Origin of the sequence: Klebsiella sp. CN_Kp075 (genome assembly GCF_040065055.2) — a bacterium.
Classification (GTDB): Bacteria; Pseudomonadota; Gammaproteobacteria; order Enterobacterales; family Enterobacteriaceae; genus Klebsiella; species Klebsiella aerogenes.
On sequence record NZ_CM198050.1, the window covers coordinates 3,730,409 to 3,746,297 of the forward strand.

Here is a 15,889-nt window from a genome sequence, read left to right on the forward strand (position 1 = left end):
GTGAAGACGTATCCCTGAAGTACAACGCTGCAAAAAGTGGGATACACAATGTCATCATTGCAAATTTCGCAAGGCACGTTTCGCCTTAGCGATATAAAAACCTTATATATCGATCGCCTCACGCTACGTGCTGGCGAAAGCTGGGCTTTCGTCGGCAGTAACGGTAGCGGTAAATCGGCGCTGGCCAGAGCGCTGGCCGGCGAACTGACTCTACTCAACGGGCAGCGCGAAAGCACATTTCAGCGTACGACTCGCCTCTCCTTCGAACAGCTGCAGAAACTGGTCAGCGACGAGTGGCAACGCAACAACACCGATATGCTTAGCCCCGGCGAAGAAGACACCGGACGCACTACCGCAGAAATCATCGAAGATGAAAAACGCGACCCGGAACGCTGTGCCCGGCTGGCGGAGCAGTTTGGTATTAGCCACCTGCTGACGCGGCGCTTTAAATATCTGTCGACGGGCGAAACCCGCAAAACGCTCCTCTGTCAGGCGCTGATGAGCGATCCCGACCTGCTGATCCTCGACGAACCGTTTGATGGCCTGGATGTCGCTTCTCGCCAACAGTTGGCCGACCTGCTGGCCAGCCTGCATCAGGATGGCATCACCCTGGTACTGGTTCTCAACCGCTTTGATGAGATCCCGGAATTTATTGAATATGCCGGCGTGCTGGCGGATTGCACGCTGAGCGAAATCGGCGAGAAACAGGCCTTACTGCAACAGGCGCTGATTGCCCAACTGGCGCACAGCGAGAAGCTTACTGGCATGACGCTCCCGGAACCGGATGCTCCCGCCGCGCGGCACGACTTAGCGGAGAACGCTCCGCTTATCATTCTTAACGACGGCACGGTGTCGTATAACGATAAAGCGATCATTAATCAGCTAAGCTGGACGGTGAATCCCGGCGAACACTGGCAAATTGTCGGTCCCAACGGCGCGGGCAAATCCACATTGCTGAGCCTGATCACCGGCGACCATCCGCAGGGTTACAGCAACGACCTGACGCTGTTTGGCCGCCGCCGCGGCAGCGGCGAGACCATCTGGGATATCAAAAAACATATTGGCTATGTCAGTAGCAGCCTGCATCTGGAATACCGCGTCAGCACTAACGTGCGTAACGTGATCCTTTCCGGCTATTTTGATTCGATCGGCATTTATCAGGCGGTCTCTGATAAACAGCACAAGCTGGTTCAGCGCTGGCTGGATATTCTGGGCATTGATAAACGCACCGCCGACGCCCCGTTCCATAGTTTGTCGTGGGGACAGCAGCGGCTGGCGCTGATCGTTCGCGCGCTGGTTAAACACCCGACCTTACTGATACTCGATGAACCTTTACAGGGTTTAGATCCGCTGAATCGTCAACTGGTACGTCGTTTCGTTGATGTTTTGATTGGCGAAGGGGCCACGCAGCTGCTGTTTGTATCGCATCATGCCGAAGATGCCCCTGACTGCATTACCCACCGTCTGGAGTTTATTCGTAGTGGAGACGGTTACACTTACCACCTCGGCACGCTGGCAGAATAGCGCTATACAGGGGTCTGCGGATCCCTGTATTTTTTCAGAGAAATAACCAAAAATCACAACAACTAACTGTTTTATAAAAGATTATATAAAATCAGTCTTAATGCTGCACCAAGTGTAAACGATTCCACTATTTTAGCCTGTGTCACACTTTTGCCTTCTTTGGTATGCTATCTTCTTCTCACACGATAAGCCTATTGGAGCGAATCATGAAAGTACTGGTCACAGGTGGTAGCGGTTACATTGGAAGTCATACTTGCGTACAGCTGCTGCTGCAGGGACATGATGTGATTATTCTCGACAATCTCTGCAACAGTAAACGCAGCGTATTGCCGGTCATTGAACGTCTCGGCGGCAAGAAAGCCACCTTTGTCGAAGGCGATATTCGTAATGAAGCGCTGATGACGGAAATTCTGCACGATCACGCCATTGAAGCGGTGATCCATTTTGCCGGCCTGAAAGCCGTCGGCGAGTCCGTCGCCAAGCCGCTGGAATATTACGACAATAACGTCACCGGTACACTGAAATTAGTTTCCGCTATGCGCGCGGCTGGCGTTAAAAACTTTATTTTTAGCTCCTCCGCGACCGTCTACGGCGACCAGCCAAAGATCCCTTATGTTGAAAGTTTCCCGACCGGTACCCCGCAAAGCCCCTACGGTAAAAGCAAACTGATGGTTGAGCAGATCCTCGCCGACCTGCAGAAAGCCCAACCGGACTGGAGCATCGCGCTGCTGCGCTACTTCAACCCGGTCGGCGCGCATCCATCAGGCGATATGGGCGAAGATCCGCAGGGTATCCCGAACAACCTGATGCCGTATATCGCGCAGGTTGCCGTTGGCCGTCGCGAATCACTGGCGATTTTCGGTAACGACTACCCGACCGAAGACGGCACCGGCGTGCGCGACTACATCCACGTGATGGACCTCGCCGACGGCCACGTCGCCGCCATGGAAAAACTGGCGAATAAAGCCGGCGTGCATATCTACAACCTTGGCGCAGGCGTCGGCAGCAGCGTGCTGGACGTGGTCAACGCCTTCAGCAAAGCCTGCGGTAAACCGATTAATTATCACTTCGCGCCGCGCCGCGATGGCGATCTCCCAGCCTACTGGGCTGATGCCGCCAAAGCCGACCGCGAGCTGAACTGGCGCGTGACGCGCAACCTTGACGAAATGGCGCAGGACACCTGGCACTGGCAGTCCCGTCATCCGCAGGGTTATCCGGACTAATCGCCTAAAGGAAAGGCTCTAAGGAAATACCATGACGCAATTTAACCCCGTCGACCATCCGCACCGTCGTTATAACCCGTTAACCGGGCAGTGGATTCTGGTTTCACCGCATCGTGCCAAGCGCCCCTGGCAAGGGGCGCAGGAGACGCCGGCAAAACAAACGTTGCCCGCGCACGATGCGGATTGTTTCTTGTGCCCGGGTAATACCCGCGTCACCGGCGACACTAACCCGAATTACACCGGCACTTACGTGTTTACCAACGATTTTGCGGCATTGATGACCGATACGCCGGACGCCCCGGAGAGCGACGATCCGCTGATGCGCTGCCAAAGCGCGCGCGGCACCAGTCGGGTTATCTGCTTCTCGCCAGACCACAGCAAAACGCTGCCGGAACTGAGCATTGAAGCACTGGAAGGCGTGGTTAAAACGTGGCAAGAGCAGACCGCGGACCTTGGGAAAAGTTATCCCTGGGTCCAGGTCTTCGAAAATAAAGGGGCGGCGATGGGCTGCTCCAACCCGCACCCTCACGGCCAGGTTTGGGCCAACAGCTTCCTGCCTAATGAAGCGGAACGTGAAGACCGTCTGCAAAAAAAATATTTCGCTGAGCAGGGTTCACCGATGCTGGTGGATTATGTGCAACGCGAACTGGCCGACGGCAGCCGTACCGTTGTAGAAACCGAACACTGGCTGGCCGTGGTCCCCTATTGGGCAGCCTGGCCCTTTGAGACGCTGCTGCTACCAAAAGCGCATATTCAGCGCCTGACCGATTTAACCGCAGCCCAGCGCCACGACCTGGCGCTGGCGCTGAAAAAGCTGACCAGCCGTTACGACAACCTGTTCCAGACCTCCTTCCCCTACTCCATGGGCTGGCACGGCGCGCCGTTTAATAACGAAGATAATCAACACTGGCAGCTGCACGCTCACTTTTACCCGCCGCTGTTGCGCTCCGCCACGGTGCGCAAATTTATGGTCGGTTACGAAATGCTAGCCGAAACCCAGCGCGATCTCACGGCGGAACAAGCCGCCGAAAAGTTACGTGCCGTTAGCGATATCCATTTTCGTGAATCAGGAGTTGAACAATGAGTCTGAAAGAGAACACCCAGGCGCTGTTTGCTGAACAGTTTGGCTACCCTGCCAGTCACGTCATTCAGGCGCCGGGCCGCGTCAACCTGATTGGCGAACATACCGATTACAACGATGGTTTCGTGCTGCCGTGCGCCATTGACTATCAAACCGTAGTCAGCTGCGCGCCGCGTTCCGACCGTATCGTGCGGGTCATTGCCGCCGATTATGACAACCAGCGCGACGAGTTTTCCCTCGATGCGCCCATCGTTAGCCACGACACCCAACAGTGGTCAAACTACGTCCGCGGCGTGGTCAAACATCTGCAAAAGCGCAATAGCCACTTCGGCGGCGCCGATCTGGTCATCAGCGGCAACGTACCGCAGGGCGCGGGGTTAAGCTCCTCGGCGTCGCTGGAAGTCGCCGTCGGCACCGTGTTCCAGCAGCTGTATCATCTGCCGCTCGACGGCGCGCAAATCGCCCTTAACGGCCAGGAAGCGGAAAACCAGTTCGTCGGCTGTAATTGCGGCATTATGGACCAGCTTATTTCGGCGCTGGGTAAAAAAGATCATGCGCTGCTGATCGACTGCCGTACCCTTGGCACCAAAGCGGTGTCGATGCCGAAAGGCGTCGCGGTGGTGATTATCAACAGCAACTTTAAACGCACGCTGGTCGGCAGCGAATACAACACCCGCCGCGAACAGTGTGAAACCGGCGCGCGTTTCTTCCAGCAGCCCGCTCTACGTGACGTTGAGCTTGCGCAGTTTAATGCCGTGGCCCACGAGCTGGACCCGATTGTGGCGAAACGCGTGCGTCATGTATTAACCGAAAACGCTCGTACCGTTGAAGCGGCGAAGGCGCTGGCAAACGGCGACCTGCAGCGTATGGGCGAACTGATGGCGGAGTCTCACGCTTCCATGCGCGATGATTTTGAAATCACCGTACCGCAAATTGATACGCTGGTTGAGATTGTCAAAGAGGTTATCGGCGACAAGGGCGGCGTGCGGATGACCGGCGGCGGCTTTGGCGGCTGTATCGTTGCCCTGATGCCGGAAGCATTGGTTGAAAAAGTACAGCAGGCGGTAGCCGCTCAGTATGAAGCGAAAACCGGCATTAAAGAGACTTTTTACGTCTGCAAACCATCCCAGGGAGCCGGCCAATGCTAACGCCAACCCGCGAACTCGCGCCCGACGGACAGCCGTGGAACGTGATAACGCTGCGTAATAACGCCGGGATGACCGTAACGGTGATGGACTGGGGCGCGACGCTACTCTCCGCGCAAGTGCCCCTTGCCGATGGCAGCCTGCGCGAAGCGTTACTTGGCTGCGCCACGCCGCAGCAATATCGCCAGCAGGCGGCATTTCTGGGCGCGTCCGTCGGCCGCTACGCTAACCGTATCGCCAACAGCCGCTTCACGCTCGATGGCGAAATCGTGAATTTAACCCCGTCGAACGAGGCCGGCCACCAGCTCCACGGCGGGCCGGACGGCTTCGACAAGCGCCGCTGGCAAATTGTCAGCCACGACGACAGCCAGGCGCTATTTGCGCTCGACTCCGCCGATGGCGATCAGGGCTTCCCGGGCCATCTGCAGGCAACCGCGCGCTATCGCCTGACTGACGATAATCGTATCGCCATTGAGTACCGCGCCACCGTTGATAAGCCCTGCCCGGTCAATATGACTAACCATGTCTATTTTAATCTCGACGGCGTGCAGGGCGATGTGCGCCACCACCGCCTGCAGATCTTCGCCGATCGGTATCTGCCGGTAGAGAGCGACGGTATTCCGTATGGCGATTTGCGCGACGTGGAGTACACCAGTTTTGATTTCCGCGCGCCAAAAGTGCTTGCCGGAGAGTTTCTTGCCGATGCTGACCAGCAAAAAGTGAAAGGTTACGATCACGCCTTTCTGCTGCAGGCCAAAGGCGACGCCCGCCAGCCGGCGGCGCATGTCTGGTCGCAGGATGAAAAGCTACAGCTGACGGTGTATACCTCGGCCCCGGCGCTGCAGTTTTATTCCGGTAACTATCTCGGCGGCACGCCATCGCGCGGCAGTCAACCTTACGGCGACTGGCAAGGGCTGGCGCTGGAGAGCGAGTTCCTGCCGGACTCCCCCAATCATCCGCATTGGCCGCAGCCAGATTGCGTATTACGACCCGGCGCCGAGTACGTTAGCCTGACGGAATATCAGTTGATCGCCAGATAACGCCATAACCCTCCCTGCGGAGGGTTTTTTTTCGCCTTTTTGCTGTAATTTGCACCGCTAAAAGACAAAAAGCTAACCTGTGTTTTACAAGCATCTTACACTGCGTCACTATTTTCGCTATGGTTAGGGATAAGCATTGCCGTGAGGTAAATCACGGCAATATAATGAGAATAGTTATCAATCAATAAACACATACACCACAGTAGTCGGGTTGCGTGTAGGAGGAGTAAGAGAATGGCTGTAACTAAGCTGGTACTAGTCCGTCACGGCGAGAGCCAATGGAACAACGAAAACCGTTTCACCGGTTGGTACGACGTTGACCTGTCTGAAAAAGGCGTTAGCGAAGCGAAAGCGGCGGGTAAACTGCTGAAGGAAGAAGGCTTCAGCTTTGATTTTGCTTATACCTCCGTGCTGAAACGTGCCATCCACACCCTGTGGAACGTGCTGGACGAACTGGATCAGGCCTGGCTGCCGGTTGAGAAATCCTGGAAACTGAACGAACGTCATTACGGCGCGCTGCAGGGCCTGAACAAAGCGGAGACCGCTGAGAAGTATGGCGACGAGCAGGTTAAACAGTGGCGTCGCGGCTTTGCCGTCACCCCGCCGGAACTGACCAAAGATGACGAACGTTATCCGGGCCACGATCCGCGTTACGCGAAGCTGACCGATGCGGAACTGCCGACCACCGAGAGCCTGGCGCTGACCATCGACCGCGTCGTACCTTACTGGAACGAAACTATTCTGCCGCGCCTGAAAAGCGGCGAGCGCGTCATTATCGCCGCTCACGGTAACTCCCTGCGTGCGCTGGTGAAATACCTCGACAACATGGGCGAAGACGAAATCCTCGAACTGAACATCCCGACCGGCGTACCGCTGGTGTATGAGTTCGATGAAAACTTCAAGCCGATCAAACACTACTACCTGGGCAATGCTGACGAAATCGCTGCGAAGGCCGCGGCCGTCGCCAACCAGGGTAAAGCGAAGTAATACGCAACTGAATTATTTCGGCAACAAAAAAGCGTGGAATTTTCCACGCTTTTTTATTTTTAGCTATCGCTGGCGCAACGCGAAGGCAGCCAGCGATGGTAAAGCACAGGCTAGCCGCGGCGCGCTTTAACCGCATCCGCCAGCTGGCGCAGGATGGTCTCGGTATCTTCCCAGCCGATGCAGGCGTCGGTCACGCTCTTGCCGTAGGTCAGCGGTTCGCCGCTTTCCAGGCTCTGATTGCCTTCCACCAGGTGGCTTTCAATCATCACGCCCATAATCGCGTTTTCACCGCCGGCAATCTGCTGGCACACGTCGGCGCCGACTTCCATCTGCTTTTTAAACTGCTTGCTGGAGTTAGCGTGGCTGAAGTCGATCATGATTTGCGCCGGCAGACCGGCTTTTGCCAGACCCACTTTCACTTCGGCAACGTGCTGAGCGCTATAGTTCGGCTCTTTACCGCCGCGCAGAATGATATGGCAATCGCTGTTGCCGCTGGTGTTCACAATAGCGGAATGGCCCCACTTCGTTACCGATAAGAAACAGTGCGGCGCGCCAGCTGCGTTGATCGCATCGATAGCGACCTTGATGGTGCCATCGGTGCCATTTTTGAAGCCAACCGGGCACGAGAGGCCGGAAGAGAGTTCACGGTGCACCTGGGATTCAGTGGTACGCGCGCCGATTGCGCCCCAGCTCATCAGGTCCGCCACATATTGCGGGGTGATCATATCAAGGAACTCGCCCGCCGCAGGCAAACCGCTGTCGTTGATTTCCAGCAGCAGCTTACGCGCGATACGCAGCCCGTCGTTGATGCGGAAGCTGTTATCCATATGCGGATCGTTAATTAGCCCCTTCCAACCGACGGTGGTGCGCGGTTTTTCAAAATAGACGCGCATAACGATTTCCAACTCGCCTTTGAGCGCTTCACGCAGCGTCAGCAGGCGGCTGGCGTACTCTTTCGCCGCGGCAGGGTCGTGAATAGAGCACGGACCAATTACCACCAGCAGACGATCGTCGTTGCCTTTGAGGATGTTGTGGATCGCTTTGCGAGCATGTGCAACGGTATTGGCAGCATTTTCGGTAGCGGGGAATTTTTCCAGGAGCGCAACGGGAGGTAATAATTCGTTGATCTCTTTAATGCGTAAATCGTCGTTCTGATAATTCATCTTCTTTCCAGGCGTTGCCATACTTATACAATGAAATGCAATCCTTCCAATCTATCTCTTCGGTCAAAAAGTGTAAACGTGATTTTACACTGACGATGGAATAATCCTGGAATTAGGGAAAAATACGCCATAAAGTAGCGAAATCCCGCCAGCCAACTACAATTTTTAACTGCAACATCCAATTAAATGTTTATTTTCAGTATTATATTTTAAATCCTCACGCTAAGGCGGAGTGTTAAACCATAGCACCGCAGATCCCTGGCACATCTCTGTTGGCCGCGTTTAGCCAACAAATCGACTAAGCAGGAGTATCCGATGAATATGAATAAACTCACAGCCCTACTTATCACCGCCACCTTAAGCTTAGCCAGCGGCGCCGCACTGGCCGCCGATAGCGGCGCGCAATCGAACAACGGCCAGGCCAATTCCGCCGCTGATGCCGGACAGGTTGCGCCCGATGCCCGTGAAAACGTGGCGCCTAATAATGTCGATAACGACAAAATTAACTCCGGTGGCACCATGCTTCACCCTGATGGTTCGACGATGAATCATGACGGAATGTCGAGCGACGAGGTCCATAAAAACAGCATGTGCAAAGATGGACGCTGTCCGGATACGGATAAAAAAATGGAAAGCGGCAATGGTATGAACCACGATGCCAGCAAAACGGATGGCACTACGCAGTAATTGAAACGGGTAAGAAAAGGGATCGAGGTGACCAACGTTCACCTCGATCCCTTTGTTCGCTGAATTTCGGTAAGATGTCATAGTGTAATAATGATAACTATTAAAGGATGACATCATGGCGCATGCACATTCACCGACCCCTGCTGGCGAAAACAGTAACGCCAACCGGCTGCTTTGGGCTTTTATCGTAACCGCCGGTTTTATGATTATTGAGGCCATCGGCGGCGTCATTTCCGGTTCGCTGGCCCTGCTGGCCGATGCCGGACATATGCTCACCGACTCCGCCGCCCTCCTGTTCGCTCTGCTGGCGGTACGCTTCGCCAGCCGGCCGCCAAATAGCCGCCACACCTTTGGCTGGCTGCGTTTAACCACTCTCGCCGCCTTCGTCAACGCCATCGCCCTGGTAGTCATTACCATTTTCATCTTCTGGGAAGCGGTACAGCGTTTTAACCATCCGCAGCCTGTCGCGGGAAAAACCATGATGGTTATCGCCGTCGCCGGAATGTTGGCCAATATTCTCGCCTTCTGGATCCTGCACCGCGGCAGCGCCGAAAGTAATCTTAACGTTCGCGCGGCGGCGCTACATGTACTGGGCGATTTGTTGGGTTCCGTCGGCGCCATCGTGGCCGCTATCGTGATTCTGATGACCGGCTGGACGCCGATTGACCCGATCCTCTCGGTGCTGGTGTCGTGTTTAGTGCTGCGTAGCGCCTGGCGGCTGCTGCAGGAGAGTATGAATGAGCTGCTGGAAGGGGCGCCGCGCTCGCTGGATGTCGAAGCATTAGGCCGCGATCTACGCCGCTCGATACCTGAAGTCCGCGACGTTCACCACGTTCACGTCTGGCTGGTAGGGGAAAAACCGGTGATGACGCTACATGTACAGGTCGTGCCGCCACACGATCATGATGCGCTACTTGATAGCATCCAGCATTTTATTGAGCATAAATATGAAATTGAGCATGTGACGGTACAGATGGAGTATCGCCCCTGCAGCGGCCCGGAATGCCACCTGAATCTGGCGCATTCCGGACATGAGCATCATCATCACCATTAACGTGAAAGCGCGTGAGAACCTCGCTCACGCGCGCTGTTAATCCACATCCGGCTGCCGTTCAGGGCAATGAACGTGAGCAGCAAATACTCCAGCGACATCGCGTACACGCCCTGCAGAGCGAAAATCACCACGCTGATGACGTTGATGATCACCCACAGCAGCCAGTTCTCCACGTATTTACGCGTCATCAACACCATCGCAGCAATCGACAGCACCATCATGCAGGAATCCCAGAATGGGAAAGCATCGGGTTCCAGCGTCGGCATCGCCACCTGTAGCCCGAGCATTTGCATCAGGTTGACGGCGATGCGGGTCAGGAAGGCAAATACCGGGTTAATAAACACCGTCATCAGGCCGATAGCCACTACGCAGCCTGCCAGCCAGGCCAGCGCTTTTGGCAGCGGCAGCCAGCGAATTTTCAGTTCCGCTTCGTTATCGCTGGTCTGCCTTGACCACGCGTACCAGCCGTAAACGTTCGCCGCGAAGAAAAACAGCTGCAGCAGCAGGCTGGCGTACAGCTGGATCTGGAAGAAGATGATCGCAAAAAGCGTTACGTTCACCAGGCCGAAGGCATAGTTGCTGATTTTTTCCAGGCTCGCCAGCCAGATGCACAGCAGGCCGGCGATGGTCCCCACCGCCTCAATCCACGACAGATCGTAGCCGCCGGCGCCGATCGGTATATGCACTAAAATATTCTGCGTACTGAAAAAATCCATTTTATCCCCTAAGCGTAACGCGACGCGGTAATGAGTTATCCCCGTAGTGTAGCCGCAAATTCCAGCATACGGTTAAGCGGAATTAATGCCCCGGCACGCAGTTTGGCGTCGACGTGAATTTCGTGTTCAATGCCGCCCTGCTCTAACCCTTGCGCTATCGCTTTCAGGCCGTTCATCGCCATCCATGGACAATGGGCGCAGCTGCGACAGGTTGCGCCCTCACCTGCCGTAGGCGCTTCCAGCAGCTCTTTTTCCGGTACCGCCTGCTGCATTTTATAGAAGATCCCGCGATCGGTAGCCACGATAAGCTGGCGCTGCGGCAGGCTTTTCGCCGCGGCAATTAATTGGCTGGTTGATCCTACCGCATCCGCCATGTCGACAATCGCCTGCGGTGATTCCGGATGCACCAGGATCGCCGCATCGGGGTAGAGCCCCTTCATGCGCGCCAGCGCCTGGGTTTTGAATTCATCATGGACGATGCAGGCGCCCTGCCAGCACAACACGTCGGCCCCGGTCTGGCGCTGTACATAGCGACCAAGATGGCGGTCCGGCGCCCAAAGTATCTTTTGTCCGAGGCTATCGAGATGTTCAATCAACTCCACCGCGATGCTGGAGGTCACCACCCAGTCGGCGCGCGCTTTTACCGCCGCTGACGTATTGGCATAGACCACCACGGTGCGATCCGGGTGAGCATCGCAAAACGCATTAAAGTCATCAATGGGACAGCCGAGATCCAGCGAGCACTCCGCATTCAGCGTCGGCATAAGGATGGTCTTTTCCGGACTAAGAATTTTGGCCGTTTCGCCCATAAAACGCACTCCGGCAACCAGCAGCGTGGAGGCCGGGTGACGCGCGCCAAAACGCGCCATTTCCAGCGAGTCGGCAATACAGCCGCCGGTCTCTTCGGCCAGTTGCTGAATTTCAGGATCGGTGTAGTAATGCGCCACCATCACGGCGTCGCGTTCACGCAGCAGGCGTTTAATTTTCTCGCGGTAAAACGCTTTTTCGTCACGGTTCAACGGTTGTGGTTTTGGCGGGAAAGGATAAATCGCCGTTTCAGGATCAAACATTACGCTCATCATGCAATCTCGTTTTACTGGCTTAACTTTGAAACCGTAAATATCGCTATGTATCGCCTTAATACGGTTTCTGTGTTTTATATGCTAAACAAGATAGCCGATCGCAAGCGAAATGTCGTGATGAATTTTGTATTCCCCGGGGACGATGCTGCGCATCTTCCCGGGCTACCGGTTCGTGCCTTATTGAGCCACGGCAAGCGTAGTGCGAACATGGAGTCGATTGTAGAGAATGACGCATAGCAAAAAGGCGCCTTTAGGGCGCCTTTTTACATTGGTGGGTCGTGCAGGATGACTCGGCTTCGCCTCGCCCTACGGGCCGTTGCTGACGCAACGTTATCCTTCACGTTCAACATCAAAGTTCAATGTTGAATGGTGGGTCGTGCAGGATTCGAACCTGCGACCAATTGATTAAAAGTCAACTGCTCTACCAACTGAGCTAACGACCCCTTGCGGGATTTTACTGCTGTAATCATTCAGGATGGTGGGTCGTGCAGGATGACTCGGCTTTGCCTCGCCCTACGGGCCGTTGCTATCGCAACGTTATCCTTCACGTTCTACCAGAAACCACCGTTAAAGATTGGTGGGTCGTGCAGGATTCGAACCTGCGACCAATTGATTAAAAGTCAACTGCTCTACCAACTGAGCTAACGACCCTAAGGGTGTTACCTGAAAGATTTTGTACTCGGCACCATCATTTTAGATGGTGGGTCGTGCAGGATTCGAACCTGCGACCAATTGATTAAAAGTCAACTGCTCTACCAACTGAGCTAACGACCCGAGTGGTGGGTGATGACGGGATCGAACCGCCGACCCCCTCCTTGTAAGGGAGGTGCTCTCCCAGCTGAGCTAATCACCCGAAACTGCGCTGGATACTACCGATACTGCTTCCACCGACCCCATCATTAAGATGGTGGGTCGTGCAGGATGACTCGCTTCGCTCGCCCTACGGGCCGTTGCTGAAGCAACGTTATCCTTCACGTTTAACATCGAAGTTCGATGCTAAAGATGGTGGGTCGTGCAGGATTCGAACCTGCGACCAATTGATTAAAAGTCAACTGCTCTACCAACTGAGCTAACGACCCGGTGGTGGGTGATGACGGGATCGAACCGCCGACCCCCTCCTTGTAAGGGAGGTGCTCTCCCAGCTGAGCTAATCACCCGATACTGCGCTGGATACTTCTACTAAGTGGTGGGTCGTGCAGGATGACTCGGCTTTGCCTCGCCCTACGGGCCGTTGCTGACGCAACGTTATCCTTCACGTTTTACTATCGCGTTCCACCAGAACGATTGGTGGGTCGTGCAGGATTCGAACCTGCGACCAATTGATTAAAAGTCAACTGCTCTACCAACTGAGCTAACGACCCACTCTGGCGTCGCTTTGGGCTTGTTCGATATCCCTTGGCAACGGCGGCATATATTACTGATTTCAGATTTCAGCGCAACTAAAATTTCGATAAAGATCACTTAACTGCTTGGGATTCGCGCGACAAGACCAGAAATAACGCGATTTCTGGTCATGCCATAATCAACCCAGGGCGTTAAGACGTTTTTGCGCTTGTTTCGCACCATCGGTGCCAGGGAATTTGCTGACCACCTGCTGGTAAACCGCTTTCGCTTTCGCGGTGTCGCCTTTGTCCTGCATGATGACGCCGACTTTAAACATCGCATCCGGCGCTTTCGGGGATTTCGGATAGTTTTTCACCACCGAGGCAAAATAGTATGCCGCATCGTCTTTTTTCCCCTTATTGTAGTTCAACTGTCCGAGCCAGTAGTTGGCGTTCGGTTGATAAGTTGAATCCGGGTACTTCTTGACGAAGTTCTGAAACGCGACCATCGCGTCATCCTGGCGGGACGAATCTTTTACCAGCGCAATAGCCGCGTTGTAATCGGTGTTGGCATCCCCGGTCATCGCTGGCGCCCCAGAGGCCGCTGGCGCTGTACTGGCGGTAGCCGAACTCTGATCGCCGGAAGATGACTGAGCCTGCGCCTGCGCGCCTGCTGCCGCTGCTCCGCCACCGCTCGTCAGTCCGTCGATCTGTTGCAGAATCTGCTTCTGGCGTTCGACAATCTGATTGAGCTGATACTGATTTTCCTGAATCTGACCGCGCAGGGAATCAATATCGCTTTGGTTATCGGAGAGCTGTTGCTGGAGTTGGGTTAAAAGCTGGCTGTGAGCATTGGAAATACGCTCAAGTTGAGTGACGCGGTCTTCGACCGAGCCTGAGCCGACACTACTGATTGGCGCCTGAGCAAAAGCGGCCCAGGGGGCCGCTATGCCAACCAGTAACGACAGACTCAATAAATGATGTCTGAAGTTACTGCTCATGCAATTCTCTTAGTAAACCAGTACGGCGCGACGGTTTTTGGCATATGCCGCTTCGTCATGACCCAGTACTGCAGGTTTTTCTTTACCGTAAGAAACGATGGAAATCTGGTCAGCAGAAACACCTTTGCCCTGCAGATACATCTTAACGGCGTTAGCACGACGCTCACCCAGAGCGATGTTGTATTCCGGAGTACCGCGCTCATCCGCGTGACCTTCTACGGTCACTTTGTAGGACGGGTTGCTACGCAGGAAGTTAGCGTGCGCATCCAGCATTGCAGCGAAGTCAGAACGGATATCGTACTTGTCCAGATCGAAGTAAACGATGTTGTTCTGCTGCAGCTGCTGCATCTGCAGACGCGCTTGCTCTTCGGAAGACATGTTGCCGCCGTTACCGTTAGCGTCCATACCAGTGCCGGCACCCAGCATGCCTTCACCGCTCTGGTCGTTGCTGGCGTTCTTGTTGGAAGAACACGCCGCGATTGCCATAACCGGCAGAGCGATCATCAGCCCTTTCAGCACTTTGTTCAGTTGCATTTCTTTGATTCCTTTAATAATCAATTATTTATTATCACAGATACGGCGACCAGGCAGGGAATTTTACCTGTCCATCAGTTGCCGGAAGACGCGCTTTGAAACGCCCATCTGTAGAAACCAGATTCAGCACGGATCCCATCCCCTGAGAAGAGCTGTAGATTACCATAGTGCCGTTAGGTGCCAGACTTGGCGTTTCATCTAAAAACGTTGATGACAGAACCTGTACACCACCCGCTTCCAGATCTTGCTTAGCAATGTGTTGCTGACCGTTGGCCGAGCTTACCATTACCATAATTTTACCATCAGCGCTGACGTCAGCATCCTGGTTCTGCGAACCTTCCCAGGTAATACGCTGCGGCGTACCGCCGTTGATGTTGACTTTATACACCTGAGGACGGCCAGCCTGGTCGGAAGTAAACGCCAGGTTCTGGCTATCCGGGAACCAGCTCGGTTCGGTGTTATTGCTGCGACCGTTAGTCACCTGACGAATCTGGCCGGATCCGAGGTCCATCACGTACAGGTTCAGGCTACCGGTTTTCGACAGTGCGAATGCCAGTTTGCTGCCATCCGGCGAGAAGGCCGGCGCGCCGTTGTGCTGCGGGAAGGAGGCAATCTGACGGACTGCGCCATTCGCCAGCGTCTGGACTACCAGCGCGGAACGGCCGCTTTCGAAGGTCACATAGGCCAGTTTAGAACCGTCCGGAGACCATGCCGGCGACATCAGCGGCTGCGATGAACGGTGAACCAGGAACTGGTTGTAGCCATCGTAGTCAGAGACGCGCAGCTCATACGGGAACTGGCCGCCGTTGGTGCGAACCACGTAAGCGATACGGGTACGGAAAGCGCCTTTAATCCCGGTCAGCTTTTCGAATACCGCGTCGCTGGCAGTATGTCCGGCATAACGCAGGTACTGCTTGGTCACTTTGAAAGAGCCTTGCGACAGGATGGTACCCGGCGCACCGCCGGTATCCACCAGCTGATAGGCAACCTGGTAAGAACCGTCAGGGTTTGGCGTCACCTGGCCTACGACCACGGCGTCAACGCCCAGCGCGGACCATGCCGCAGGCTGCACTTCCTGAGCGCTACCCGGCTGCTGAGGCAGGCGCGAGCGATCCAGCGGATTAAACTTGCCGCTATTGCGCAGGTCAGCCGCTACCACGCCGCCAATATCTTCAGGCGCAGCGCCCGGGCCAGCCCACTGGAATGGCACCACACCGATGGGGCGCGCCGAGTCCACCCCTTGGGTGATCTCGATGCGTACTTCTGCGTGCAGCACCGCCGCCCACAGCATCAAAAAACCAAATGCTACTCGTAATGCCTGCTTCATCAT

Annotated in this window: 14 protein-coding genes, 7 tRNA genes and 1 pseudogene; 9 read left to right on the forward strand and 13 right to left on the reverse strand. The window is 55.1% G+C overall.

Features of this window, described 5'->3' with window-relative positions; genetic code table 11:
• Positions 1–48 precede the first annotated feature (48 nt).
• From modF to gpmA, 6 genes are all read left to right on the forward strand, one after another.
• Entirely contained in the window at positions 49–1,524 is a 1,476-nt protein-coding gene (modF, locus tag ABLV78_RS17870) for a molybdate ABC transporter ATP-binding protein ModF (RefSeq protein ID WP_047049197.1), read from the forward strand.
• Positions 1,525–1,730: 206 nt separating this feature from the next.
• The gene (gene galE, locus ABLV78_RS17875; protein WP_045364697.1) at positions 1,731–2,747 is read left to right on the forward strand and encodes a UDP-glucose 4-epimerase GalE; all 1,017 of its coding nucleotides are present in this window, start codon (positions 1,731–1,733) and stop codon (positions 2,745–2,747) included.
• 31 nt (positions 2,748–2,778) lie between these two features.
• Positions 2,779–3,831 carry a galactose-1-phosphate uridylyltransferase gene (gene galT, locus ABLV78_RS17880; protein WP_047049199.1) on the forward strand — a complete coding sequence of 351 codons (1,053 nt, stop codon included), beginning with the start codon at positions 2,779–2,781 and terminating at the stop codon, positions 3,829–3,831.
• Entirely contained in the window at positions 3,828–4,976 is a 1,149-nt protein-coding gene (galK, locus tag ABLV78_RS17885) for a galactokinase (RefSeq protein WP_045395085.1), read from the forward strand. Before galT ends, galK begins: the two co-directional genes overlap by 4 nt.
• Positions 4,970–6,013: a galactose-1-epimerase gene (galM, locus tag ABLV78_RS17890; protein WP_045395086.1), complete on the forward strand. Its 1,044-nt coding sequence runs from the start codon at positions 4,970–4,972 to the stop codon at positions 6,011–6,013. Before galK ends, galM begins: the two co-directional genes overlap by 7 nt.
• 234 nt (positions 6,014–6,247) lie before the next feature.
• Positions 6,248–7,000: a 2,3-diphosphoglycerate-dependent phosphoglycerate mutase gene (gene gpmA / locus ABLV78_RS17895; RefSeq protein WP_015367652.1), complete on the forward strand. Its 753-nt coding sequence runs from the start codon at positions 6,248–6,250 to the stop codon at positions 6,998–7,000.
• Between the two features lie 110 nt (positions 7,001–7,110).
• Here gpmA and aroG read toward each other — a convergent pair whose 3' ends face one another.
• Positions 7,111–8,163, reverse strand: a complete 1,053-nt coding sequence (aroG, locus tag ABLV78_RS17900; RefSeq protein ID WP_015367653.1) for a 3-deoxy-7-phosphoheptulonate synthase AroG — start codon at positions 8,161–8,163, stop codon at positions 7,111–7,113.
• A gap of 315 nt (positions 8,164–8,478) precedes the next feature.
• Here aroG and ABLV78_RS17905 point away from each other — a divergent pair, with 315 nt between their 5' ends.
• Positions 8,479–8,850, forward strand: coding sequence for a YbgS-like family protein (locus tag ABLV78_RS17905; protein WP_047049202.1), 372 nt, complete (start codon positions 8,479–8,481; stop codon positions 8,848–8,850).
• Positions 8,851–8,965: 115 nt separating this feature from the next.
• Positions 8,966–9,904, forward strand: coding sequence for a CDF family zinc transporter ZitB (gene zitB / locus ABLV78_RS17910; protein ID WP_047049203.1), 939 nt, complete (start codon positions 8,966–8,968; stop codon positions 9,902–9,904).
• Here zitB and pnuC read toward each other — a convergent pair.
• Both pnuC and nadA read right to left on the reverse strand, forming a co-directional pair.
• A complete protein-coding gene (pnuC, locus tag ABLV78_RS17915; protein ID WP_015367656.1) occupies positions 9,901–10,620 on the reverse strand; it encodes a nicotinamide riboside transporter PnuC in 720 nt (239 codons plus the stop codon). The genes zitB and pnuC overlap by 4 nt on opposite strands.
• Before the next feature lie 35 nt (positions 10,621–10,655).
• The gene (gene nadA, locus ABLV78_RS17920; RefSeq protein WP_047049507.1) at positions 10,656–11,699 is read right to left on the reverse strand and encodes a quinolinate synthase NadA; all 1,044 of its coding nucleotides are present in this window, start codon (positions 11,697–11,699) and stop codon (positions 10,656–10,658) included.
• A gap of 48 nt (positions 11,700–11,747) precedes the next feature.
• On the opposite strand from nadA, the pseudogene ABLV78_RS17925 reads away from it, so the two are divergent.
• A pseudogene (locus tag ABLV78_RS17925) lies at positions 11,748–11,886 on the forward strand (hypothetical protein).
• Between the two features lie 183 nt (positions 11,887–12,069).
• On the opposite strand, the gene ABLV78_RS17930 reads toward ABLV78_RS17925, so the two are convergent.
• From ABLV78_RS17930 to tolB, 10 genes are all read right to left on the reverse strand, one after another.
• Positions 12,070–12,145 (reverse strand) — tRNA-Lys (locus ABLV78_RS17930).
• A gap of 132 nt (positions 12,146–12,277) precedes the next feature.
• A tRNA-Lys gene (locus tag ABLV78_RS17935) sits at positions 12,278–12,353 on the reverse strand.
• A gap of 47 nt (positions 12,354–12,400) precedes the next feature.
• Positions 12,401–12,476 (reverse strand) — tRNA-Lys (locus ABLV78_RS17940).
• Between the two features lie 3 nt (positions 12,477–12,479).
• Positions 12,480–12,555 (reverse strand) — tRNA-Val (locus ABLV78_RS17945).
• 150 nt (positions 12,556–12,705) lie between these two features.
• Positions 12,706–12,781, reverse strand: a tRNA-Lys gene (locus tag ABLV78_RS17950).
• Positions 12,782–12,783: 2 nt separating this feature from the next.
• Positions 12,784–12,859: transfer RNA gene (locus tag ABLV78_RS17955), tRNA-Val, on the reverse strand.
• A gap of 128 nt (positions 12,860–12,987) precedes the next feature.
• Positions 12,988–13,063 (reverse strand) — tRNA-Lys (locus ABLV78_RS17960).
• Between the two features lie 161 nt (positions 13,064–13,224).
• Positions 13,225–14,025 carry a cell division protein CpoB gene (gene cpoB / locus ABLV78_RS17965; protein ID WP_047049205.1) on the reverse strand — a complete coding sequence of 267 codons (801 nt, stop codon included), beginning with the start codon at positions 14,023–14,025 and terminating at the stop codon, positions 13,225–13,227.
• Between the two features lie 9 nt (positions 14,026–14,034).
• The gene (gene pal / locus ABLV78_RS17970; protein ID WP_002895068.1) at positions 14,035–14,559 is read right to left on the reverse strand and encodes a peptidoglycan-associated lipoprotein Pal; all 525 of its coding nucleotides are present in this window, start codon (positions 14,557–14,559) and stop codon (positions 14,035–14,037) included.
• A gap of 34 nt (positions 14,560–14,593) precedes the next feature.
• A complete protein-coding gene (gene tolB / locus ABLV78_RS17975; RefSeq protein WP_015367659.1) occupies positions 14,594–15,886 on the reverse strand; it encodes a Tol-Pal system beta propeller repeat protein TolB in 1,293 nt (430 codons plus the stop codon).
• Positions 15,887–15,889: the final 3 nt, after the last annotated feature.